Origin of the sequence: Pseudomonas sp. PDNC002 (assembly GCF_016919445.1) — a bacterium.
Classification (GTDB): Bacteria; Pseudomonadota; Gammaproteobacteria; order Pseudomonadales; family Pseudomonadaceae; genus Pseudomonas.
In genome coordinates this window covers 2,687,231-2,708,061 of the sequence record NZ_CP070356.1, presented here as the reverse complement: position 1 = coordinate 2,708,061, position 20,831 = coordinate 2,687,231, and the positions used below count along the sequence as shown (strand labels likewise).

The 20,831-nt window shown below is 65.7% G+C and carries 20 protein-coding genes; 12 read left to right on the top strand and 8 right to left on the bottom strand.

Translation table 11 applies throughout. The features are described 5' to 3' along the window. The first annotated feature begins 62 nt into the window (after positions 1-62). Positions 63-2,603 (top strand): penicillin acylase family protein, encoded by a 2,541-nt coding sequence (locus JVX91_RS12490; protein ID WP_205339513.1) that lies wholly within the window; start codon positions 63-65, stop codon positions 2,601-2,603. A gap of 386 nt (positions 2,604-2,989) precedes the next feature. Next, entirely contained in the window at positions 2,990-3,364 is a 375-nt protein-coding gene (locus JVX91_RS12485) for an AAA family ATPase (protein ID WP_240201734.1), read from the top strand. Here the strand turns inward: JVX91_RS12485 and JVX91_RS12480 are convergent. The 4 genes from JVX91_RS12480 to apbC all read right to left on the bottom strand — a co-directional run bounded on the left by JVX91_RS12480 (position 3,335) and on the right by apbC (position 6,326). Beyond that, the gene (locus JVX91_RS12480) at positions 3,335-3,922 is read right to left on the bottom strand and encodes a hypothetical protein (RefSeq protein ID WP_205339512.1); all 588 of its coding nucleotides are present in this window, start codon (positions 3,920-3,922) and stop codon (positions 3,335-3,337) included. The two genes, JVX91_RS12485 and JVX91_RS12480, sit on opposite strands and share 30 nt — an antisense overlap. Positions 3,923-3,940: 18 nt before the next feature. Then, the gene (gene dcd, locus JVX91_RS12475; RefSeq protein WP_205339511.1) at positions 3,941-4,507 is read right to left on the bottom strand and encodes a dCTP deaminase; all 567 of its coding nucleotides are present in this window, start codon (positions 4,505-4,507) and stop codon (positions 3,941-3,943) included. Between the two features lie 94 nt (positions 4,508-4,601). Then, the gene (locus tag JVX91_RS12470) at positions 4,602-5,216 is read right to left on the bottom strand and encodes a hypothetical protein (RefSeq protein WP_205339510.1); all 615 of its coding nucleotides are present in this window, start codon (positions 5,214-5,216) and stop codon (positions 4,602-4,604) included. Positions 5,217-5,231: 15 nt separating this feature from the next. After that, entirely contained in the window at positions 5,232-6,326 is a 1,095-nt protein-coding gene (gene apbC, locus JVX91_RS12465) for an iron-sulfur cluster carrier protein ApbC (protein ID WP_205339509.1), read from the bottom strand. Positions 6,327-6,652: 326 nt separating this feature from the next. On the opposite strand from apbC, the gene metG reads away from it, so the two are divergent. After that, positions 6,653-8,689 carry a methionine--tRNA ligase gene (metG, locus tag JVX91_RS12460; RefSeq protein ID WP_205339508.1) on the top strand — a complete coding sequence of 679 codons (2,037 nt, stop codon included), beginning with the start codon at positions 6,653-6,655 and terminating at the stop codon, positions 8,687-8,689. 25 nt (positions 8,690-8,714) lie between these two features. Further along, complete coding sequence (locus tag JVX91_RS12455) at positions 8,715-9,521, top strand: DUF4349 domain-containing protein (RefSeq protein ID WP_205339507.1); 807 nt, start codon at positions 8,715-8,717, stop codon at positions 9,519-9,521. Between the two features lie 36 nt (positions 9,522-9,557). Here JVX91_RS12455 and JVX91_RS12450 read toward each other — a convergent pair whose 3' ends face one another. Continuing rightward, positions 9,558-10,088 carry a hypothetical protein gene (locus JVX91_RS12450; RefSeq protein ID WP_205339506.1) on the bottom strand — a complete coding sequence of 177 codons (531 nt, stop codon included), beginning with the start codon at positions 10,086-10,088 and terminating at the stop codon, positions 9,558-9,560. Between the two features lie 208 nt (positions 10,089-10,296). Between JVX91_RS12450 and rsxA the strand changes: the two genes are divergently transcribed. The 8 genes from rsxA (at position 10,297) to JVX91_RS12410 (ending at position 17,071) form a co-directional block, all read left to right on the top strand. Then, positions 10,297-10,881 (top strand): electron transport complex subunit RsxA, encoded by a 585-nt coding sequence (gene rsxA, locus JVX91_RS12445; RefSeq protein WP_205339505.1) that lies wholly within the window; start codon positions 10,297-10,299, stop codon positions 10,879-10,881. Further along, positions 10,878-11,432, top strand: coding sequence for an electron transport complex subunit RsxB (rsxB, locus tag JVX91_RS12440; RefSeq protein ID WP_205339504.1), 555 nt, complete (start codon positions 10,878-10,880; stop codon positions 11,430-11,432). The genes rsxA and rsxB overlap by 4 nt, the downstream gene beginning before the upstream one ends. Further along, the gene (gene rsxC, locus JVX91_RS12435; RefSeq protein ID WP_205339503.1) at positions 11,429-13,759 is read left to right on the top strand and encodes an electron transport complex subunit RsxC; all 2,331 of its coding nucleotides are present in this window, start codon (positions 11,429-11,431) and stop codon (positions 13,757-13,759) included. Before rsxB ends, rsxC begins: the two co-directional genes overlap by 4 nt. Further along, a complete protein-coding gene (locus tag JVX91_RS12430) occupies positions 13,756-14,796 on the top strand; it encodes an RnfABCDGE type electron transport complex subunit D (protein WP_205339502.1) in 1,041 nt (346 codons plus the stop codon). Before rsxC ends, JVX91_RS12430 begins: the two co-directional genes overlap by 4 nt. Further along, positions 14,793-15,440 carry an electron transport complex subunit RsxG gene (gene rsxG / locus JVX91_RS12425; protein ID WP_205339501.1) on the top strand — a complete coding sequence of 216 codons (648 nt, stop codon included), beginning with the start codon at positions 14,793-14,795 and terminating at the stop codon, positions 15,438-15,440. The genes JVX91_RS12430 and rsxG overlap by 4 nt, the downstream gene beginning before the upstream one ends. After that, positions 15,433-16,146, top strand: coding sequence for an electron transport complex subunit E (locus JVX91_RS12420; RefSeq protein WP_205339500.1), 714 nt, complete (start codon positions 15,433-15,435; stop codon positions 16,144-16,146). Before rsxG ends, JVX91_RS12420 begins: the two co-directional genes overlap by 8 nt. After that, on the top strand, positions 16,143-16,781 hold the full coding sequence (nth, locus tag JVX91_RS12415; protein WP_205339499.1) for an endonuclease III: 639 nt from the start codon (positions 16,143-16,145) through the stop codon (positions 16,779-16,781). Before JVX91_RS12420 ends, nth begins: the two co-directional genes overlap by 4 nt. A 107-nt stretch (positions 16,782-16,888) precedes the next feature. Beyond that, positions 16,889-17,071, top strand: coding sequence for a hypothetical protein (locus tag JVX91_RS12410; RefSeq protein WP_205339498.1), 183 nt, complete (start codon positions 16,889-16,891; stop codon positions 17,069-17,071). Positions 17,072-17,326: 255 nt separating this feature from the next. Here JVX91_RS12410 and ppnN read toward each other — a convergent pair whose 3' ends face one another. The 3 genes from ppnN to JVX91_RS12395 all read right to left on the bottom strand — a co-directional run bounded on the left by ppnN (position 17,327) and on the right by JVX91_RS12395 (position 20,724). Continuing rightward, a complete protein-coding gene (gene ppnN, locus JVX91_RS12405) occupies positions 17,327-18,721 on the bottom strand; it encodes a nucleotide 5'-monophosphate nucleosidase PpnN (protein WP_205339497.1) in 1,395 nt (464 codons plus the stop codon). A gap of 297 nt (positions 18,722-19,018) precedes the next feature. Beyond that, positions 19,019-19,411: a lactoylglutathione lyase gene (gloA, locus tag JVX91_RS12400; protein ID WP_205339496.1), complete on the bottom strand. Its 393-nt coding sequence runs from the start codon at positions 19,409-19,411 to the stop codon at positions 19,019-19,021. A 95-nt stretch (positions 19,412-19,506) separates the two neighbouring features. Beyond that, positions 19,507-20,724 carry an argininosuccinate synthase gene (locus tag JVX91_RS12395; RefSeq protein ID WP_205339997.1) on the bottom strand — a complete coding sequence of 406 codons (1,218 nt, stop codon included), beginning with the start codon at positions 20,722-20,724 and terminating at the stop codon, positions 19,507-19,509. Between the last annotated feature and the right edge of the window lie 107 nt (positions 20,725-20,831).

The window sequence follows — 20,831 nt, the reverse complement described above, 5'->3', positions numbered from 1 at the left end:
TATCCTCGGCTCACTAACGTAGCGCCTTTTCCGCGACCCACTTTGTGCAGGAGCACATCCCCATGGCCCCGCGTGCCTTCCGCCGGCTTCCCAGCTTCGGCCTTGCCGCCACCGTCACTGCCGCTGTCAGCCTTACCGGCTGCCAGGGCTGGCTGAATGACCGCTATTCCGACAGCCTGCCGCCGAGCTACGGCGTGCAGCCGATCAAGGGCCTGGCCGACAACGTATCGATCCGCCGCAACAGCCTGGGCATGCCGCTGATCGAAACCAGCACCTTCCACGACGCCCTGTTCACTCTGGGCTACGTGCATGCCAGCGACCGCATCAGCCAGATGGTCGGCCTGCGCCTGATGGCCCAGGGGCGTCTGTCGGAAATGGTCGGCCCCGGCGCGCTGGAGACTGACCGTTTCATGCGCACGGTGAACCTGAAGAAAGCTGCTGACGCCCTCTATGCCGGCGCCTCGCCGCGCCTCAAGCGCTTCTTCGAGACCTACGCGCGCGGTGTCAACGCCTACCTGTACCGTTACCGCGACAAGCTGCCGATGGACCTGGCCGAGTCCGGCTACCGGCCCGAATACTGGAAGCCGGAAGACTCCGCGCTGGTCTTCAGCCTGCTGAACTTCGGCCTGGCGGTGAACCTGCAGGAAGAGATCGCCTCGCTGGTGCTCGCGCAGAAAGTCGGCGCCGACAAGCTGCCCTGGCTGACGCCGATCTACCCGGATGAAGCGCTGCCCTTCGAGGAAGCCGAGAAGCTCAAGGGCCTGCGCCTGGACGGCAAGATCGCGGGGCTCGAGCAACTGGACAAGGCCGCCGGACAGATCGCCGCGCTGCAGATGATGGGCGTCGCCGCCTCCAACAACTGGGCCATCGCCCCGCAGCGTACGCGCAGCGGCAAGAGCATCCTGGCCAACGACACCCACCTGCCGCTGTCCATGCCCTCGGTGTGGAACTACGTGCAGATCCGCTCGCCCAAGTACAACGCCGCGGGCGTCTCCATCGCCGGCGTACCGGGCGTGGTCGCCGGTTTCAACGGCAAGCTCGCCTGGGGCATGACCATGGTCATGGGCGACAACCAGGACCTCTTCCTCGAACAGGTCAAACGCCAGGGCAGCAAGCTCTACTACCTCGCCGACGGCCAGTGGAAGCCGGCCATCGAGCGCAACGAGACCTTCTTCATCAAGGGCCAGAGCCCGGTCCGCGAGGTCATCTACGAAACCCGCCACGGCCCGCTGCTCAACAGCGCGCTGGGCCCGCGCAAGCACGAGCTGCAACCGCTGGAGCTGTCCAGCGGCTACGGCATCGCCTACCAGAGCATCCAGGGCGAGACCGACCGCACCCTCGACGCCTTCTTCGACCTGTCCCGCGCGAAGAACGTCGAGCAGGCCTTCGACGCCACCCGCGACGTCCGCGCCATGGCGCTGAACATCGTGTTCGCCGACGAGAAGCACATCGGCTGGCAGGTCACCGGGCGCTTCCCCAACCGCAAGGAAGGCCGCGGCCTGCTGCCCTCCCCTGGCTGGGATGGGCGCTATGACTGGGATGGCTTCGCCGACCCGATCCTGCATCCGTCCGACCAGGACCCGGCGCAGGGCTGGCTGGGCACCGCCAACCACCGCAGCGTGCAACCGGGCTACGGCGCGCAGCTGTCCAGCTCCTGGTACTACCCGGAGCGCTACGAGCGCATCGCCCAGCTCGCTGGCGGCAGCAAGAGCCACGACTACCGCAGCATGATCGCCATGCAGTACGACCAGACCACGCCCTTCGCCGGCAAGCTGCAGACGATGTTCGATGCTCCGGGCATGGCGCAGCCGCTGAAGAAAGCCATCGACGCCCTGCCCGCCGATCAGCGCGCCCGCGCCCGCGAAGCGCTGGACCGGATCATGGCGTTCGACGGCAAGCTCTCGCCCACCTCCGGCGACGCCGCGCTGTACGAAGCCTTCCTGCAAGAGAGCACCAAGCAGATCTTCCTCGACGAGCTCGGCCCGGAGGACAGCCCGTCCTGGAAGGCCTTCGTCGAGACCGCCAACCTGTCCTACTCGGCCCAGGCCGACCACCTGCTGGGCCGCGATGACAGCCCGTTCTGGGATGACACCCGCACCCCGCAGAAGGAAGACAAGCCGGCGATCCTCGCCCGAAGCCTGGCCGCTGCCACCGCGTTCTGCGAGCAGAAGCTGGGCAGCGACCGCCACGCCTGGCAGTGGGGCAAGCTGCATACCTACGAGTGGGTCAGCGACAGCACCAAGATGGCGCCCAATCTCAGCGCTGGCGAACGCGCCAGCCTCGGCGCGATCAAGGGCTACCTGGACCGCGGCCCCTACCCGGCCGGCGGCGACCACACGACGCTGAACGTGTCCGCCTACCACTGGGGCCAGGACTTCGACACCTGGCTGATCCCGGCCATGCGCATCGTCGTCGACTTTGGCCAGAGCGAACCGATGATCGGCCTCAACAGCAGCGGCCAGTCCGGCAACCCGGCCAGCCCGCACTACGCCGACGGCATCGACGCCTGGCTCAAGGGCAACTACATGAGCTTCCCGTTCCAGTCGCAGAACCTGGAGAAGGTCTACGGCGTGAAACGCCTGACGCTGGTGCCGGAAAAGTGATGATCTGAAAAATATTTCCGGGAGTCGGGAACTTGCTTCCCGCCCCGGAATCAGAATTGTCGACTTACTCCATGATCATATTCAGGCACCCCTTGGGTGCCTTTCTTTTTTTCCCCGCCCCGCTTCCGCCGCACCACCCTCCTGCAAGACCTTCCCCGGCTGGTACTCCCCTGCATCCTTTCCTTCAGGAGTCATCGCCATGTCCGAATCCCTCATCGTCATTACCGGCAGCCCCGGCGCCGGCAAGAGCACGCTGCTCGACCATCTGCATCGCCATCACGGCCTGAACGTCGTCGAGGAAGGCGGCCGCGCCATCATTCGCGAGCAACTGGCCAGGGGCGGCGACGCGCTGCCGTGGGCAAACCGGGGGGGCTTTCTGCCAGGCGATGTTCGAGCACGCACTGACGACCCGCGAGCGCGCGCTCAATGCGGGTGGGTTGTGGCTGTTCGATCGCGGCCTGCCGGATGTGCTGGGGTATGCGAGGCTCTGCGGCCTAGCGGTTCCGGAAGAGCTGCAAATCGCCGCGCGGGAACTGCGCTACGGGCAGACCGTGCTCCTGGCGCCAGCTTGGGAAGCCATCTACCTCAACGATGCCGAACGCCGGCAGGACTTCGCCGAAGCGCAGCAAACGGCGGCGATCATGACCGAGGTGTACGACGAGCTGGGATATCGCGTGCTGCAGCTGCCGTGCGCCGATCTGGAAGCGCGAGCGGCCTTCGTGCTGGAAGCCTTACGGACGCCCGCCCATGACACCCATTGAAGCGGCGGGCGGCTCGGGAATGCTCACGCTGAGGGACACCACGATCTGGTGACTTTCGCCCTGGATGCCGTAGTCGTCGGAGTTTCCATAGCCCAGCCAGATTTCGCTGTCGCCGCGCATGCGGACATCCGACAGCTCATCGCCGTCCCCTTCCAGGCCATTCAGCCACGCGGAGGCTTCGCCCCGCTCCTGGCCAAGATGCACCTTGCCGTCCACGGCAAAGGTCAGCGGGTCCTTGCCCGGCTCGACCTGGTCGAGCCAACCGAGGAACAGCGACGGAGTGAATCGGCTATGCAGCCAGCAGCGCACCTGCGTCAGGCGCTGCCCCTTGAACACCAGCAGTGTGGAATTGCCATAGAGCAGGCCCTGCTCTCCGCCGCGCATGGGCAGGCGCGCGGTGGGCTCGCCCAGGCGTTCGACGAATTGCTTCAGGGGAGCGTTCGATGGGAGGCCGAGCACCTCGCCACCGGGCGTGACGCTGAGTTCGGCTGCCGCCAGATGGCCGCTCGCGCCCAGCAACAGCGCGCAGAGCAGGCCCCGCAGTCCTTGCGAGGTCATGTCCGGAATCTCTCTGAATCAGGCCTTGGGCAGGGTAACGCCGGTCTGGCCCTGGTACTTGCCGCCGCGGTCGCGGTAGGACACTTCGCAAGCTTCGTCCGACTGCAGGAACAGCATCTGCGCCACGCCTTCGTGGGCGTAGATCTTCGCCGGCAGGTTGGTGGTGTTGGAGAATTCCAGGGTCACGTGGCCTTCCCACTCCGGTTCCAGCGGGGTCACGTTGACGATGATGCCGCAGCGCGCATAGGTGCTCTTGCCCAGGCAGATGGTCAGCACGTCGCGCGGGACGCGGAAGTATTCGACGGTGCGGGCCAGGGCGAAGGAGTTCGGCGGAATGATGCAGACGTCGCTGTTGATGTCGACGAAGCTCTTCTCGTCGAAGTTCTTCGGATCGACCACCGCCGAGTGGATGTTGGTGAACACCTTGAATTCGGCGGCACAGCGCACGTCGTAGCCGTAGCTGGAAACGCCGTAGGAAATCACCCGGCTGTCATCGGCACCGCGAATCTGGCGTTCGACGAACGGCTCGATCATGCCGTGCTCCTGAGCCATGCGGCGAATCCACTTGTCCGATTTGATGCTCATGGCGGGTGTCCTGTGCGGCGGTTGAAAAAGAAGGCGAATCTTACCGGGGCCGGCCCTTCGGGGCAAAGGGCCGGCGGTCAAGCGCTGGCGATGCTCAGGGCAGCCAGGTCGTGCGCAATTTCCGCTGATCCACGGAGAAACGCAGCCAATCCTCGGCATAAGCGTCGGCACAGTCGCACTCCGCACCGGGCACGGCTTCACGCACCAGGCGCAGATCGACGCCATTCGCGGACTGGCGAAGCACCAGGCTGGCGGTTTTCAGCAAGCCTTCCACGGCGCCGGGGTCGCCCAGGCGCTTATCCACAACCTGCAGGGTGGCGAGGTCGAGCAGCAGCGAATCCACCACCGGCAGTCCGGGGCGGTTGTCGCGCACCAGAAGCATCAGCCCCAGGCCGTCGCCCATGTCCAGCAGCGGCACAGGGTCGCAGGCGCTCTTCGGGCTGCCGAGCAGCCCGCTGGCGTGGTAGAGCGCGGGCGGCAGCGGCAAGGTAACGACGGCGCCGTCGGCGCGGCGCGCCTGCACGGCCATGTCGTCCTCGAAGGCATCGCCCGAGGCGGAGCGGAAGTCCAGGGTCACCGGCTTGCCGCCGATCACGCACTGGGCCTGCCAGTCGGCGGAGTCCTCGTCGGCGCCCCAGGCCAATGAGCCGGTGAGGCCCATGCACGCCGCCAGCAGCCAGCCGGCGGCGGTTTTTGCATCCTTGCGCATTGCAGAGCTTCCGGATCAGTCGTCGCTGATGGAGATGTTCGGCATGTCCGGCGCAGCCTTCTCGCTCAGGGCGATGCGGGCGCCGACGCAGCGCGCGGTTTCCTGGTAGATCATCGCCAACTGGCTTTCCGGGTCGGCAACCACGGTGGGTTTGCCGCCGTCAGCCTGCATGCGGATGGCCATGGACAACGGCAGCGAGGCCAGCAGGTCGACGCCGAACTGCGCGGCCAGCTTCTCGCCACCGCCCTCGCCGAACAGGTGCTCGGCGTGGCCACAATTGGAGCAGATGTGCACGGCCATGTTCTCGACCACGCCCAGCACGGGGATATTCACCTTGCGGAACATCTCCACGCCCTTCTTGGCGTCCAGCAGGGCCAGGTCCTGCGGCGTGGTAACGATCACCGCGCCGGCCACTGGGACTTTTTGCGCGAGGGTCAGCTGGATATCGCCGGTACCCGGCGGCATGTCGATCACCAGGTAGTCGAGGTCATTCCAGGCCGTCTGGGTGATCAACTGGATCAGCGCGCCGGAGACCATCGGGCCTCGCCAGACCACCGGGGTGTTGTCGTCGGTGAGGAAGGCCATGGACATGACTTCCACGCCGTGGGCTTCCAGCGGGATGAACCACTTCTGGTCGCGGATCTTCGGCCGGGTGCCTTCGGGGATGCCGAACATGATGCCCTGGCTCGGGCCATAGATGTCGGCGTCGAGGATGCCGACCTTGGCGCCTTCGCGGGCCAGCGCCAGCGCGAGGTTGGCGGCGGTGGTGGACTTGCCCACGCCGCCCTTGCCGGAGGCGACGGCGATGATGTTCTTCACGTTGCTCATGCCCGGCACCTGGGCCTGGGCCTTGTGCGCGGCGATATGGGTTTCCACCTTGACCTGCGCGGAGTCAACGCCGTCCAGCGCTTCCAGGGCCAACTGCACGGTCTGCGCCAGGCCGTTCTTGAACAGGCCGGCGGCGTAGCCAAGTTCCAGGGTCAGCGAGATGCGCCCGCCCTGGATGTCCAGCTCGCGCAGGTAGCCGGCGTCCAGCAGGTTCTGGCCGGTGTGAGGGTCGTTGATCTGGCGGAGAAGGTTTTCCACCGTGGCTCGGTTGGCGGCGCCCATGGGTACTCCCGATGAAAGACTGAGCAGAATGGGCGGGTATCTTACGCCTGTCGTCGCGGCCTTGCTCGGGATCATCAGGGCCGTCTCACTCCCGTAGGAGCGGACCTTGTCCGCGATCCGGCCGCCAGGCCGGTGCCCAGGCCCACGATGCCATCCCGGCCATGCCGGGAATTCGCGGAGAAGCTCCGCTCCTACACAAAGCAGACTCCGGCGCCAATCCGTCGCAGTCGCCCCTCCCCTACTGCCAGGCGGCCCACGGGTGAAAGTTTCGCCCCAGCCCTATATAGTTGCCGATTCCCTCGTTTTAACCGGAACGGCCGATCATCATGTCCGAAGCCCGCAAGATCCTCGTCACCAGCGCCCTGCCCTACGCCAATGGTTCGATCCACCTCGGTCACATGCTGGAGTACATCCAGACCGACATCTGGGTTCGCTTCCAGAAGATGCGTGGCAATCAGGCGGTGTACGTGTGCGCGGACGATGCCCACGGCTCGGCCATCATGCTGCGCGCCGAGCGCGAAGGCATCACCTCCGAGCAACTGATCGATGGCGTGCGCGCCGAGCACATGGGCGATTTCGCCGACTTCCTGGTGGAGTTCGACAACTACCATTCGACCCATTCGGAAGAGAACCGCGAGCTGTCCTCGGCCATCTACCTGAAGCTGCGCGAAGCCGGCCACATCGCCACCCGTCCGGTGACCCAGTACTTCGACCCGGAAAAGCAGATGTTCCTGGCCGATCGCTTCATCAAGGGCACCTGTCCCAAGTGCGGCACCGCCGACCAGTACGGCGACAACTGCGAAGCCTGCGGCGCGACCTATGCGCCCACCGAGCTGAAGGACCCGAAATCGGCGATCTCCGGCGCCACCCCGGTGCTCAAGGAATCGCTGCACTACTTCTTCAAGCTGCCTGACTTCCAGGCCATGCTGCAGCAGTGGACCCGCAGCGGCGCCCTGCAGGAATCGGTGGCCAACAAGCTCGCCGAGTGGCTGGACTCCGGCCTGCAGGAATGGGACATCTCCCGCGATGCACCCTACTTCGGCTTCGAGATCCCCGACGCGCCGGGCAAGTACTTCTACGTCTGGCTGGACGCGCCGATCGGCTACATGGCCAGCTTCAAGAACCTCTGCGCGCGCCGTCCGGAACTGGACTTCGACGCCTACTGGAAACAGGGCTCCGACGCCGAGCTGTACCACTTCATCGGCAAGGACATCGTCAACTTCCACGCGCTGTTCTGGCCGGCCATGCTCGAAGGCGCCGGCTACCGCAAGCCGACCGCGCTGAACGTGCACGGCTACCTGACCGTCAACGGCCAGAAGATGTCCAAGTCGCGCGGCACCTTCGTCAAGGCGCGCACCTACCTGGATCACCTGGACCCGGAATACCTGCGCTACTACTACGCCTCCAAGCTGGGCCGCGGCGTGGACGACCTCGACCTTAACCTCGAGGACTTCGTGCAGAAGGTCAACTCCGACCTGGTCGGCAAGGTAGTGAACATCGCCAGCCGTTGCGCCGGCTTCATCCACAAGGGCAACAACGGCCTGCTGGTGGACGCCAACCCGGCGCCGGAACTGGCCCAGGCCTTCAAGGACGCGGCACCGAGCATCGCTGCCGCCTACGAAGCCCGCGACTTCGGCCGCGCCATGCGCGAGATCATGGCCCTGGCCGACCAGGCCAACGCCTGGATCGCCGACAAGGCGCCCTGGTCGCTGAACAAGCAGGAAGGCAAGCAGGATGAGGTCCAGGCCATCTGCGCCCTGGGCGTGAACCTGTTCCGCCAACTGGTGATCTTCCTCAAGCCCGTGTTGCCGAAACTGGCCGTTGCCGCCGAAGCCTTCCTCAACGTCGCCCCGCTGAAATGGGCCGACCACGAGCAACTGTTGGCCAATCACCAACTGAACCCGTTCAACCCGCTGATGACCCGTATCGAGCCCGCGAAAATCGAAGCCATGATCGAAGCCTCCAAGGAAGACCTTCTCGCCAGCGCCCCAAAACCCGCCGGCAACGGTGAACTGACCAAGGACCCGCTGGCCGCGGAAATCAACTTCGACGCCTTCGCCGCCGTCGACCTGCGCATCGCGCTGATCGAGAAGTGCGAGTTCGTCGAAGGCGCCGACAAGCTGCTGCGCCTGTCCCTGGACATCGGCGACGAGAAACGCAACGTGTTCTCCGGCATCAAGAGCGCCTACCCGGACCCGAGCAAGCTCGAAGGTCGCCTGACCCTGTACGTGGCCAACCTGGCTCCGCGCAAGATGAAGTTCGGCGTCTCCGAAGGCATGGTCCTGGCCGCCGGCCCCGGCGGTGAAGAGATCTACCTGCTCAGCCCGGACAGCGGCGCCAAGCCGGGTCAGCGCGTCAAGTAAGCGTCGGACGGCAAGGAGGCCAACGATGAAACTGCACCACGGGGCAGCGCTCGCCCTGAGCGCCGCCCTCGCCGGCTGCGGCGCCTCTTCGGAGCACGCAGCCAATTCCGGCGCCGCTTTCCAAGGGGAAGCGGCGAAAGCCGGCTCCTTCCTCGCCTACGAACACCAGGTCGGCATCCGCCTGGCCAGTGAGCGCATCGACGCGCAGCTGGCCGCCTCCCGCGATGCCTGCACCCTGGACCGCTTCGGCCCCTGCGAGCTGATCGCCATCGAGCAGAGCGGCGACAGCCAGATGCGCAACGCGCATCTTGTGGTTCGCATCGTCCCCGATGGTGTGGAAAAGCTCGTCGCCCTCGCGGCCGAAGGCGGCCAACTGCAAAGCCGCCGCACCCAGGCCGAAGACCTCGCCCAGGCCGTCAGCGACAACCAGCAGCTGCGCGAGCGCCTGGAGCGCGAATATCAGACCCTGCAAGGCTTCCAGGGCCGCAAGGACATGAGCGTCAGCGACCTGCTGGCGCTGGCCAAGGCCACCGCCGAAGTCGAGCAGCAACTGCACGCCGCGCGCCAGGACGCAGCCCAGCAGCAACGCCGCATCGCCACCAACCTGCTGACCCTGGACTTCTCCAGCGAATACCAGCCGACCGGGCGCTGGTCGCGCATCGGCAAGGCCTTCGGCAATTCGCTGGACGAACTCACCGACGGCACCGTCAACGCCATCCAGGTGGCCGCCTTCGGCCTGCCACTACTGGTCGTGCTGCTGGTCGCGGGGCTGATCCTGCGCTGGCTGTGGCGCAAACTCGGAACCCGACGCGCCACGAAGCGAGCTGCGTGACACGGACTCCCCGCCTTCGGTGGGGCTGCCTCAGGCCTACTGAGCGCCCTCGCAGTCCACATCCCCGCCACCCATGTGCTCGAAGCCTTCGAGGTATAGGCAGGAGGCGTCCTCGGCGCAGTCCTGCAGCGAGGCGTTGCTCAGGTTTTCCCGCGACGTCGGATCTTCCAGGTTCACGTCCGGGAAGATGTCCGCGACTTCCTCCGCGGTCATGATCTTGTCGAAGGTGACGTTCACCGACTGCAGGCGCCCGTACTCCCAGTCCAGGTCTACTGCCGTGACGTGCGGACTCAACTGCCGCGCCAGGGCTTCGGGCAACTGCGGGCCGGCGTAGCTGAGGTCGGTGTCATGGCAGGCGTCACCCCAGTTGCTCAGCTTCTTGCTGGCGGCGCAGCTGAACTGCGCGTCGGCGTGACCGGTACGCTGTTCCAGCAGGCAGGCGAAATCGGCGACATTCATCCGCGGCCAACTGACCAGGTCAGCCGTAGTAAAGGGGGCGGCCGAAGCCAGGCCACTGGAGAACAGCAGGCAAAGTGCGGTGAGGCGTCCGGACAGAGTTTTGCGCATCGCGACTTCCGTGAGGGGAACCGATCAGGTTCGGCAGCCGTCGATGTTCCTCCCGCCGCCCCTGGCACCGCAACTGATTTCGGGGAGGTACAATTACCTACTTCGCACCTTGTATTCGACCTATGCCATCTCGCCGCCAGCAACCCGCCGACCACCGGTCTCCGAGCATGATCCGCCTCCCCTCGCGCCCGGCTGCGAGCGCGCGACCATGACCGAACTCGCCCTGATCCTGGTCAGCGCCATTCTGGTCAACAACTTCGTGCTGGTGCAGTTCCTCGGCATCTGCCCGTTCAAGGGCGTGTCGCGCAAGATCGAGACGGCGCTTGCCCTCGCCCTGGCGACCACCTTCGTCCTCACCCTCGCCTCGGCGTGCAGCTACATCCTGCTGCACTACGTGCTGCGGCCGCTGGACCTGGAATTCCTGCGCACCATCAGCTTCATCCTGGTCATCGCCCTGGTCGTGCAGCTCACCGAGCTGCTGGTGAAGAAGACCAGCCCCCTGCTCGCCCGCGTGCTGGGCATCTTCCTGCCGCTGATCACCACCAACTGCATTGTCCTCGGCGTCGCGCTGCTCAACGCCAACAAGCCCGAGTTCGGCTTCCTGCAGTCCACCTTCCAGGGCTTCGGCGCCGGGCTCGGCTTCTCGCTGGTACTGGTGCTTTTCGCCGCCCTGCGCGAGCGCATCGCCATCGCCGACGTACCCAAGCCATTCAAGGGTGCGGCCATCGGCATGATCACCGCAGGGCTGATGTCCCTGGCGTTCATGGGCTTCAGCGGGTTGCTCAAGCCATGATCGCGGCACTGCTGATCATCCTGGCTTGCCTCGCGGGCGTTGTGGCGCTGCGCTACGCCTCGGTACGGGTGAACGTCGCGGGCGAACCCACCGCCGAACAGATCAACGACCTGCTGCCGCAGACCCAGTGCGGGCAGTGCGGTTACGCAGGCTGCAAGCCCTACGCCCAGGCGATCGCCGAAGGCGATGCAATCAACAAGTGCCCGCCCGGCGGCGCCGCGACCATCGCCGCTCTCGCCGACCTGCTGGACGTCGAGCCGCTGCCACTGGACGCCACCGAAGAAACGCCGCTGCGCGTGGCCTACATCCGCGAGGCCGAGTGCATCGGCTGCACCAAGTGCATCCGGGCCTGCCCGGTGGACGCCATCGTCGGCGCCGCCAAGCTGATGCACACGGTGATCGTCGACGAATGCACCGGCTGCGACCTGTGCATGGAACCCTGCCCGGTGGATTGCATCGAGATGCGCGACCTGCCCGCGAACGTCGCCGACTGGACCTGGCCGCTGCCGCAGAGTCGGCTGATCCACAGCGACCGGGAGCAAGCGGCATGAGCGCGCAGGTCTGGCGTTTCCCCGGCGGCCTGAGCCTGCCGGACAACAAGCAGCAGTCGACCCGGACACCTATCCAGCGGCCGCCGCTGCCGCGCCGCCTGGTGCTGCCGCTGCAACAGCACATCGGCGAGCCCGCCGTGCCCTGCGTCGACATCGGCCAGCGCGTGCTCAAGGGCCAGCTCATCGCCGAAGCCGGCAGCGCCATCAGCGCCGCACTGCATGCGCCGACCTCCGGCACCGTGGTGGCGCTGGGCGAACAACCCTATCCGCACACCTCCGGGCTGGCGGCGCCAGCCATCGTCATCGAAAGTGACGGCGCGGAGGAGTGGGCAGCGCTCGATCCGATTGTCGAGTACGCGTCCCTCTCAGGCGTCGAACTGCTGGCGCGCATCCGCCGCGCCGGCATCGCCGGGCTTGGCGGCGCGGGCTTTCCCACTGCCGCCAAGCTGGCCGCGCGCGCGCAGGACGACCTGCACACCCTGATCATCAACGGTGCGGAATGCGAGCCCTACATCAGCTGCGACGACCTGCTGATGCGAGAGCGCGCCGCCGAACTGCTGGAAGGCATCGACGTGCTGATGCACATCCTCCAGCCAGAAGAGGTGCTGATCGGCATCGAGGACGACAAGCCCCAGGCCATCGCCGCCGTGCAGGCCGCCATCGGCGAGCGGAACATCCGGTTGCAGGCGATCCCGACCTGTTATCCATCCGGCGGCGAGCGCCAGCTGATCCAGATTCTCACCGGCCGCGAAGTCCCCTCCGGCGGACTGCCGGCAGATATCGGCATGCTCTGCGTCAACGTCGCCACCGCCGTCGCCGTGGCCGATGCCGTACAGCGCGGTCGGCCACTGATCTCGCGCATCACCACACTGACGGGCGCAGCGCTGCAACACCCCTGCAACGTCGAAGCGCTGATCGGCACGCCGGTGGGCGAGCTACTGGACTTCGCCGGCCTCGACCATGGCAGGCTCGACCGCCTGCTGCTCGGCGGTCCACTGATGGGCGACAGCCTGCCTTCGCTGGAGGTGCCGCTGATCAAGACCGCCAACTGCCTGCTGGCCGCCACCCACGAGGAACTGCCGCTGCCGGCGCTCGCCATGCCGTGCATCCGCTGCGGCGACTGCGCGCAGGTCTGCCCGGCCAGCCTGCTGCCGCAGCAACTGCACTTTTTCGCTCTCGGCGAGGATCATGACCAGCTCCTGGCGCACAACCTGTTCGACTGCATCGAGTGCGGCGCCTGCGCCTATGTCTGCCCGTCGAGCATTCCGCTGGTGCAGTACTACCGCGCCTCCAAGGCCGAGATCCGCGAACTGGAACAGCGTCAACTGAAGGCCGAGCGATCGCGCCGGCGCTTCGAACAGCGCCAGGATCGCCTGCGCGGTGAAGAGCAACACCGCGCCGCCGAACGGCTCGCCCGCCAGGAACGCGCCGCGCGCGTACAGGAAGACGAAACGACGGTCGAGGTACCCAGCACACCGGCCGCCCAATCGGTGATCGAGCGCGTGAAGGCCGAGAAGGCGGTGGGCAATGCGCCGGACCAGATCAAGCGCCTGAAGATCGAAGCGAGCATGGCCCAGGTGGCGCTGAAGAAAGCCGAGAAGCAACTGGCCGCCCATGACACGGATCAGTTGCGCGCCCAGGTGGCCGAATTGCGTAGCGCCGCCGAAGAGGCCAAGGCCGCGCTGGCTGCCGCCGAATCGGAAAGCACCAGCGTCGCGCCGGCCCCAGTCGTTGCGCCGGCCGCCGATGACGCCGCACTCAAGAAAGCGAAGATCAACGCCGCCATGGCCCGCGCCCAGTTGAAGAAATCGGAGAAGGCCTTCGGCGAGTCACCCACGGATGAGCAGCGCGCGACACTCACATCCCTGCGCGAGGATGTCGAACGCATCGAGCATCAACTCGGCGAACTGCAGAACGCTGTCGGGTCGACGTCATCGACGTCCATCGAGCCTGTCGACGGTGTTCTGGCCCTGCGCCAGGCCAAGCAGCATTACGTCAGCCAGCGCGACGCGCTGCGCCAGGCCGAACACGACGGCGTTTCCGAGGAACACATGGCCGCCCTCCGCGCCACGCTGGCCGCCGCCGAAAAAGCCCTGCACGCCGCCGAAGATGCCAGCGGCAAGGCTCCACCGGAGCTGGTGCGCACCGACAAGCGCCCGGTAAGCGCTGCCCTGCGCGCCGCCAAGACGGAGCTGGCCTACGCCCGCGCCGACCTAAAGAAACTCGAACGCGAAGGCGCCGGCAATGAAGCCCTGGCCAGCGCCCGCGCCCGCCTGGACGCCGCCGAACGCGCCGTGGCCAACGCCAGCGCAGAGGGCCCCCAATGAAACTGCCGCGCATCACATCGCCCCACGCCACTGGCGGCAACCGTACGCAGAAGATCATGCTGACGCTGCTCACCGCCTGCGCGCCCGGCGCCCTGGTGCTGATCGGCCTGTACGGCGCGGGCACGCTGTTCAACCTGCTCTGGTGCAGCCTGCTCGCGCTCAGCACCGAAGCCATCCTGCTGAAGTTGCGCGACCGCCCACTGGCATTCTTCCTCAAGGACGGCAGCGCGCTGGTCACCGCCGTGCTGCTCGCCCTCGCGCTGCCGCCTTATGCGCCCTGGTGGTTGAGCGGCGTTGCGGTGGTGTTTGCGCTGATCTTCGGCAAACACCTCTACGGCGGCCTCGGGCAGAACCCGTTCAACCCCGCCATGGTCGGCTACGCGGTGGTGCTGGTGTCCTTCCCGCAACTGATGAGCCAATGGCCAACGCCGGACAGCGCACCGGGATTCGGCGACGGGTTACGGCAGATTTTCGGCTTCGCCAGCGTGGCGCCGGACGCCTGGGTCGGCGCCACCGCGCTGGACGTGGTGCGCAACAACCACAGCCTGACCATGGAAGAACTCCTGGCGCAGTCCCCGGCCTTCGGCAGCGTCGGCGGGCGCGGCGTGGAACTGGTCAACCTGGCTTTCCTCGCCGGCGGCCTGTTCCTGCTCTGGCGCAAGCTGTTCACCTGGCACGCGCCGGTGGGCATGCTCGGGGGACTGTTCGTCATGAGCCTGCTGTTCTGGAACGGTTCGGGCTCCGACTCCCACGGCTCGCCGCTGCTGCACCTGTTCAGCGGCGCGACCATGCTCGGCGCCTTCTTCATCGTCACCGACCCGGTGTCCGGCGCCACCAGCAACCGGGGCCGCCTGGTATTCGGCATCGGTGTCGGCGTGCTCACCTACGTGATCCGCGCCTGGGGCGGCTACCCGGATGGCCTGGCCTTCGCCGTACTGCTGATGAACCTCGCCGCGCCGACCATCGACTACTTCACCCGCCCGCGCACCTACGGGCACAAGAAGCCCGAGAGCGGTTTCAAGGCAGGTGACCGATGAACCGCGAGTTGCTGAAGAGCGTCCTGGCGCTGGGCGTGGTCGCATCGATCGCCGCCGGCGTGGTGGCAGCCGTCCACCAGTTCACCGCGCAGCGAATCGACACGGTCCAGCGCGAGGCACGCGGCCGCACGATTCTGGAGCTGCTGCCGCAAGGCAGCTACGACAACCATCCGCTGGAAGACCAGGTCAGTACCCTCGACCCGAAACTGCTCGGCCGCGACGAACCGGCGCCGGCCTTCATCGCTCGCCGCCAGGGCCAGGCAACGGCGGTGGTGCTCCAACCCGTGGCGCGGGACGGCTATGGCGGCTCCATCCAACTGCTGGTGGGTGTCACCGCGCAAGGCCGCCTGCTCGGCGTGCGGGTCGTAGCGCATCATGAAACGCCGGGCCAGGGCGACCGTATCGAGCTGGGCAAGAGCGATTGGCTGCACGGCTTCGACGGCCGTTCGCTGACTGATCCGGGTGACAACGGCTGGAAAGTTAAGAAGGACGGCGGCCAGTTCGACCAGTTCGCCGGCGCCACCGTCACCCCGCGCGCCGTGGTCAAGGCCACGCACCTGGCGCTGCAGTATTTCGACGCGCACAAGGCCCAGTTGCTCAACGCCGAGCTCGCCCCCGCCATTACGGGAGACCGCCATGAATAGTCTCGGCTACCGCGAAATCGCCCTGCAGGGCCTGTGGAAGAACAACCCGGGGCTGGTACAACTGCTCGGCCTCTGCCCACTGCTGGGCACCAGCAACTCCATGGTCAAAGCCCTCGGCCTGGGCTTGGCGACCATCGTCGTGCTGGTCCTTTCCAGCAGCGCCGTCGCGCTGATCCGTGGCTCCCTCAGCCAGGCCGTGCGCCTGCCCGTCTTCATCCTGATCATCGCCGCGCTGACCACCTGCATCGAACTGCTGATGCAGGCCTGGCGCTACGAGCTGTACCAGGTGCTGGGGATCTTCGTCCCGCTGATCACCACCAACTGCGTGATCCTCGGCCGCGCGGATTCCTTCGCGGCGAACAACAATGTGGCGCGCTCGGCCTTCGACGGCTTGATGATGGGGCTGGGCTTCGCCCTCGTCCTGCTGACCGTCGGCACCCTGCGCGAGCTGCTCGGCCATGGCACCCTGCTGGCCGGTATGGAGCTGCTGTTCGGCCCCACCGCCGCCGACTGGAAAGTACAGATCCCCGGCTACCAGGGCCTGCTGCTGGCGGTGCTGCCACCCGGCGCCTTCCTGGTGCTGGGCCTGCTGATCGCCCTCAAGAACCGTATTGATGAAAGCCTGGCGGAACGCGCCAAGGCGCAGGCGGGCGACGTACCCGCCACTGAGCGCCAACGCGTCCGCGTGACCGGAGTGATCGAATGAATGCCGCCAAGCGCGCGGAGATTTTCCGCCGACTTAAAGAAGACAATCCCAACCCCGAGACCGAACTGGCCTACAGCTCGCCCTTCGAGCTGCTCATCGCGGTGCTGCTCTCCGCCCAGGCCACCGACGTGGGGGTGAACAAGGCCACCGCCAAGCTCTATCCGGTGGCCAATACCCCGGAAGCGATCTACGCCCTGGGCGTGGAGGGCCTGTCGGAGTACATCAAGACCATCGGCCTGTACAACAGCAAGGCGAAGAACACCATCGAGACCTGCCGTATCCTCATCGAGAAGCACGGCAGCCAGGTGCCGGAGAACCGCGAAGACCTGGAGGCCTTGCCCGGCGTGGGCCGCAAAACGGCCAACGTGGTCCTCAACACGGCTTTCCGACAGCCGGCGATGGCGGTGGACACCCACATCTTCCGCGTATCCAACCGCACCAACATCGCGCCGGGGCGCAATGTGCTGGAGGTGGAACGCAAGCTGCTCAAGTTCGTGCCCAAGGAATACCTGCTGGACGCGCACCACTGGCTGATCCTGCACGGGCGCTACGTCTGCAAGGCGCGCAAGCCGCAGTGTGGCAGCTGCCGGATCGAGGACCTGTGCGAGTACAAGCACAAGACTTCGGACGATTGAGCGTTATCGGAAAAATCCTTCAGTCCGATTGAAAAAATCTTTTTTACCGCCCGGTCCTTTGTCGTTATAAGGGGCGCCAACACACCCCGTGTTGTGGAGTGCACCGAATGGCAAACGACAAAGAAGACCTCGAACTCGAGGACGATGTCAGCACGGAAGACAGCGACGACAGCGCTGAAGCCACGGCGGAAGTCGCCAAGACCAACCTGACCAAGCGCCGCATCATCGACAACTACCTCGAAGAACGTCGCCTGCAACGTCAGCTGTCCGACTACGATTTCGATCTGTAAGCCTGCTCCTGAATGTAAGTCCTGGACGTAAAGCCCGCATGAAAAAGCCCCGCAACCTGGCGGGGCTTTTTGTTTTTACTGTCAGGTTGAATCCACCACATCCGCCTGCTCGAACGGCTCCCTCTCCCTCCGGGAGAGGGCGGGGGTGAGGGCCAGCCCTGACACCGTGCTTACCGGCGCCCCTCACCCTAACCCTGGCTACGCGCCCCGCTCAGAGGGAGAGGGAATTGTCCTCTGCCACTCGCCGGCTTTCAGTCAGCCCGCAAATGCCGCACTGCGCTGCACTACCCGGTAACAAGGCTCGTACGCCGCACCACCCGGCAACTTCATCCGGTGCTGCTCGACGAACGCCTGCAGCAGCGCGTCCAACGGCTCCATGATCGCCGCATCACCGTGGATCTCGTACGGGCCGAACTCCTCGATCATGCGGATGCCACGATCCTTCACGTTGCCGGCGACGATGCCGGAGAACGCCCGGCGCAGGTTCGCCGCCAGTTCGTGGGGCGGCACGTCGCGGCCCAGGTCCAGCCCGGCCATGTTCTCGTGGGTCGGTTCGAACGGACGCTGGAAGCCCTCGTCGATCTTCAGCAACCAGTTGAAGTGATAGGCGTCGTTGCGCTCGCGGCGGAACTGCTTGACCCGCTTCAGGCCCTCACTCATTTCCCGCGCGACTTCCGCCGGGTCGTCGATGATGATGCGATAGCGCTGCTGCGCCGCCTCGCCCAGGGTCGCGCCGACGAAGGCGTGCAACTGTTCGATGTACGCCGCCGCGCTGCGCGGGCCGGTGAGCACCAGGGGGAACGGCATGTCCTGGTTCTCCGGGTGCATGAGAATGCCCAGCAGGTAGAGGAACTCCTCCGCCGTGCCGACACCGCCGGGGAACACGATGATGCCGTGGCCGACGCGGACGAAGGCCTCCAGGCGCTTCTCGATGTCCGGCAGGATCACCAGCTCGTTGACGATCGGGTTCGGCGCCTCGGCGGCGATGATGCCCGGCTCGGTCAAGCCGATATAGCGACCGTCGGTGATGCGTTGCTTGGCGTGGCCGATGGTGGCGCCCTTCATCGGGCCCTTCATCACGCCCGGACCGCAGCCGGTACAGACGTCGAGGCTGCGCAGGCCCAGCTCGTGGCCGACCTTCTTGGTGTACTTGTACTCGTTGGTGCTGATGGAGTGACCGCCCCAGCAGACGACGATCTTCGGCTCCACGCCGGCATGCAGCGCGCGAGCGTTGCGCAGCAGGTGGAAGACGTAATCGGTGATGCCGGCCGAGCTGTCCAGGCCGAAGCGCCGGCTGTTCAGCGCGTTCTGGGTGTAGACGATGTCGCGCAGGGCGCTGAAGAGCATCTCGCGGGTACTGGCGATCATCTCGCCGTCGACGAAGGCGTCGGCCGGCGCGTTGAACAGTTCCAGGCGCACACCGCGGTCCTGCTGGTGGATTTCCAGCTCGAAGTCGCGGTAGGCATCGAGGATGTGCTTGGCGTTGTCGATCTGCGTGCCGGTGTTGAGGATGGCCAGGGCACACTGGCGGAAGAGTTTGTAGGTGCTGCCCGAGCCCGCTTCGCTGAGCTGGTGCACTTCACGTTGGGAGAGGGTTTCGAGGCTGCCCTTGGGGCTGACCGAGGCATTGTTTACCGGTCTTGGGGACATGCTGTATTCCTTGACGAAGGAAGCCGGGCGCCGTGGCGCGGGCCTTCCGATAAATCGATGCGGCCGTCCATTCGGCCGTCATTGTCAGGTGCCACGCGGCGGGGGTTCTCCGGCCCGCAGCGCTGCTCCTGAGTATCTGACAAGCAAATGGCGGAAACTGCTTCCGCAATCGACGCGTCCCGCGTCGATGCCATTTGAGTATGACCGCTGCGGCGGTTTTCTGAATGACCGCCGGAAAAGAAAAACACTGCCGGGTTGGCGGGGTTTCTCCAGGGACGCTTCGGCCAAGCCGAAGGATCAGTCCTTGCGCTGCGGGCTCAGCAGCTCGATCTTGTAGCCGTCCGGGTCTTCGACGAAGGCCAGGACGCTGGTGCCATGCTTCATCGGGCCCGGCTCGCGGGTGATCTTGCCGCCGCGGGAGCGGATGTCCTCGCAGGCCTTGTAGACGTCGGCCACTTCCAGGGCGATGTGACCGTAGCCGGTACCCAGCTCGTATTTGTCCACGCCCCAGTTGTAGGTCAGCTCGATGACGCTGTTCTCGTCCTCGCTGCCGTAGCCGACGAAGGCCAGGGTGAATTGGCCGTCCGGGTAATCCTTGCGGCGCAGCAGGGTCATGCCCAGGACTTCGGTGTAGAAGGCGATGGATTTGTCCATGTCGCCGACGCGCAGCATGGTATGCAGCAGTCTCATCGATTCTTTCCTCATCAGGTGCCCGGATAGCGGGCTTATAAACACAAACCCCGGCTCGTGGCCGGGGTTTGCTTGTCACGGGAGACGCCAGCTTATCAGAACAGCTTGCGACCCTTGTTCGCGGCGATACGCATGCGCAGCGCGTTGAGCTTGATGAAGCCAGCGGCATCGGCCTGATTGTAGGCGCCGCCGTCTTCCTCGAAGGTCGCGATGTTGGCATCGAACAGCGAGTCGTCGGACTTGCGGCCAACCACGATGACGTTGCCCTTGTACAGCTTCAGGCGCACGACGCCGTTCACGTACTCCTGGGAGGCATCGATCATCTGCTGGAGCATCTCGCGCTCCGGGCTCCACCAGTAGCCGGTGTAGATCAGCTTGGCGTAGCGCGGCATCAGCTCGTCCTTCAGGTGAGCGACTTCGCGGTCCAGGGTGATCGACTCGATGGCACGGTGCGCCTTGAGCATGATGGTGCCGCCGGGGGTCTCGTAGCAGCCACGGGACTTCATGCCGACGTAGCGGTTCTCGACGATGTCGAGACGGCCGATGCCGTTGGCGCCGCCGATGCGGTTCAGCTCGGTGAGCACCTGCGCCGGGGTCATGTCCTTGCCGTCGATGGCGACGATGTCGCCCTTGCGGTAGGTCAGCTCGATATAGGTCGCGGTTTCAGGGGCCTTCTCCGGGGAGACGGTCCACTTCCACATGTCCTCTTCGTGCTCGGTCCAGGTGTCTTCCAGCACGCCGCCTTCATAGGAGATGTGCAGCAGGTTGGCATCCATGGAGTACGGCGATTTCTTCTTGCCGTGACGCTCGATCGGGATGTTGTGGGTTTCGGCGTAGTCCATCAGCTTCTCGCGGGACAGCAGGTCCCACTCGCGCCAGGGAGCGATGACCTTGACGCCCGGCTTGAGCGCGTAGGCGCCCAGCTCGAAGCGAACCTGGTCGTTGCCCTTGCCGGTGGCGCCGTGGGAGATGGCGTCAGCGCCGGTGGCGTTGGCGATCTCGATCAGGCGCTTGGCGATCAGCGGGCGGGCGATGGAAGTACCCAGCAGGTACTCGCCTTCGTAGACGGTGTTGGCACGGAACATCGGGAAGACGAAATCGCGGACGAACTCTTCTCGCAGGTCCTCGATGAAGATCTCTTTCACGCCCATCTGCTTGGCCTTGGCGCGGGCCGGCTCGACCTCCTCGCCCTGACCCAGGTCAGCGGTAAAGGTCACCACTTCGCAGTTATAGGTATCCTGCAGCCACTTCAGAATCACGGAGGTGTCCAGGCCACCGGAATACGCCAGGACTACCTTCTTCACGTCCGCCATGCCACTCAACTCCACGGGGGTTGTCACGAAAGGGACCGATTCTACTGTCCGCTCGGGATAATTTACAGAGGGGCGACAGCTTTTGACGACAAAGCGACAAATACTAT

Excerpts from the sequence above, each read along its gene's own strand:
- JVX91_RS12395 (WP_205339997.1), bottom strand. The coding sequence starts at position 20,724 with ATGGCGGACGTGAAGAAGGTAGTCCTGGCGTATTCCGGTGGCCTGGAC.
- JVX91_RS12490 (WP_205339513.1), top strand. The coding sequence starts at position 63 with ATGGCCCCGCGTGCCTTCCGCCGGCTTCCCAGCTTCGGCCTTGCCGCC.
- nth (WP_205339499.1), top strand. The coding sequence starts at position 16,143 with ATGAATGCCGCCAAGCGCGCGGAGATTTTCCGCCGACTTAAAGAAGAC.
- JVX91_RS12450 (WP_205339506.1), bottom strand. The coding sequence starts at position 10,088 with ATGCGCAAAACTCTGTCCGGACGCCTCACCGCACTTTGCCTGCTGTTC.
- JVX91_RS12455 (WP_205339507.1), top strand. The coding sequence starts at position 8,715 with ATGAAACTGCACCACGGGGCAGCGCTCGCCCTGAGCGCCGCCCTCGCC.
- JVX91_RS12430 (WP_205339502.1), top strand. The coding sequence starts at position 13,756 with ATGAAACTGCCGCGCATCACATCGCCCCACGCCACTGGCGGCAACCGT.
- apbC (WP_205339509.1), bottom strand. The coding sequence starts at position 6,326 with ATGGGCGCCGCCAACCGAGCCACGGTGGAAAACCTTCTCCGCCAGATC.
- JVX91_RS12480 (WP_205339512.1), bottom strand. The coding sequence starts at position 3,922 with ATGACCTCGCAAGGACTGCGGGGCCTGCTCTGCGCGCTGTTGCTGGGC.
- ppnN (WP_205339497.1), bottom strand. The coding sequence starts at position 18,721 with ATGTCCCCAAGACCGGTAAACAATGCCTCGGTCAGCCCCAAGGGCAGC.
- rsxA (WP_205339505.1), top strand. The coding sequence starts at position 10,297 with ATGACCGAACTCGCCCTGATCCTGGTCAGCGCCATTCTGGTCAACAAC.
- JVX91_RS12485 (WP_240201734.1), top strand. The coding sequence starts at position 2,990 with ATGTTCGAGCACGCACTGACGACCCGCGAGCGCGCGCTCAATGCGGGT.
- dcd (WP_205339511.1), bottom strand. The coding sequence starts at position 4,507 with ATGAGCATCAAATCGGACAAGTGGATTCGCCGCATGGCTCAGGAGCAC.
- metG (WP_205339508.1), top strand. The coding sequence starts at position 6,653 with ATGTCCGAAGCCCGCAAGATCCTCGTCACCAGCGCCCTGCCCTACGCC.
- JVX91_RS12410 (WP_205339498.1), top strand. The coding sequence starts at position 16,889 with ATGGCAAACGACAAAGAAGACCTCGAACTCGAGGACGATGTCAGCACG.
- JVX91_RS12420 (WP_205339500.1), top strand. The coding sequence starts at position 15,433 with ATGAATAGTCTCGGCTACCGCGAAATCGCCCTGCAGGGCCTGTGGAAG.
- JVX91_RS12470 (WP_205339510.1), bottom strand. The coding sequence starts at position 5,216 with ATGCGCAAGGATGCAAAAACCGCCGCCGGCTGGCTGCTGGCGGCGTGC.
- rsxB (WP_205339504.1), top strand. The coding sequence starts at position 10,878 with ATGATCGCGGCACTGCTGATCATCCTGGCTTGCCTCGCGGGCGTTGTG.
- rsxC (WP_205339503.1), top strand. The coding sequence starts at position 11,429 with ATGAGCGCGCAGGTCTGGCGTTTCCCCGGCGGCCTGAGCCTGCCGGAC.
- rsxG (WP_205339501.1), top strand. The coding sequence starts at position 14,793 with ATGAACCGCGAGTTGCTGAAGAGCGTCCTGGCGCTGGGCGTGGTCGCA.
- gloA (WP_205339496.1), bottom strand. The coding sequence starts at position 19,411 with ATGAGACTGCTGCATACCATGCTGCGCGTCGGCGACATGGACAAATCC.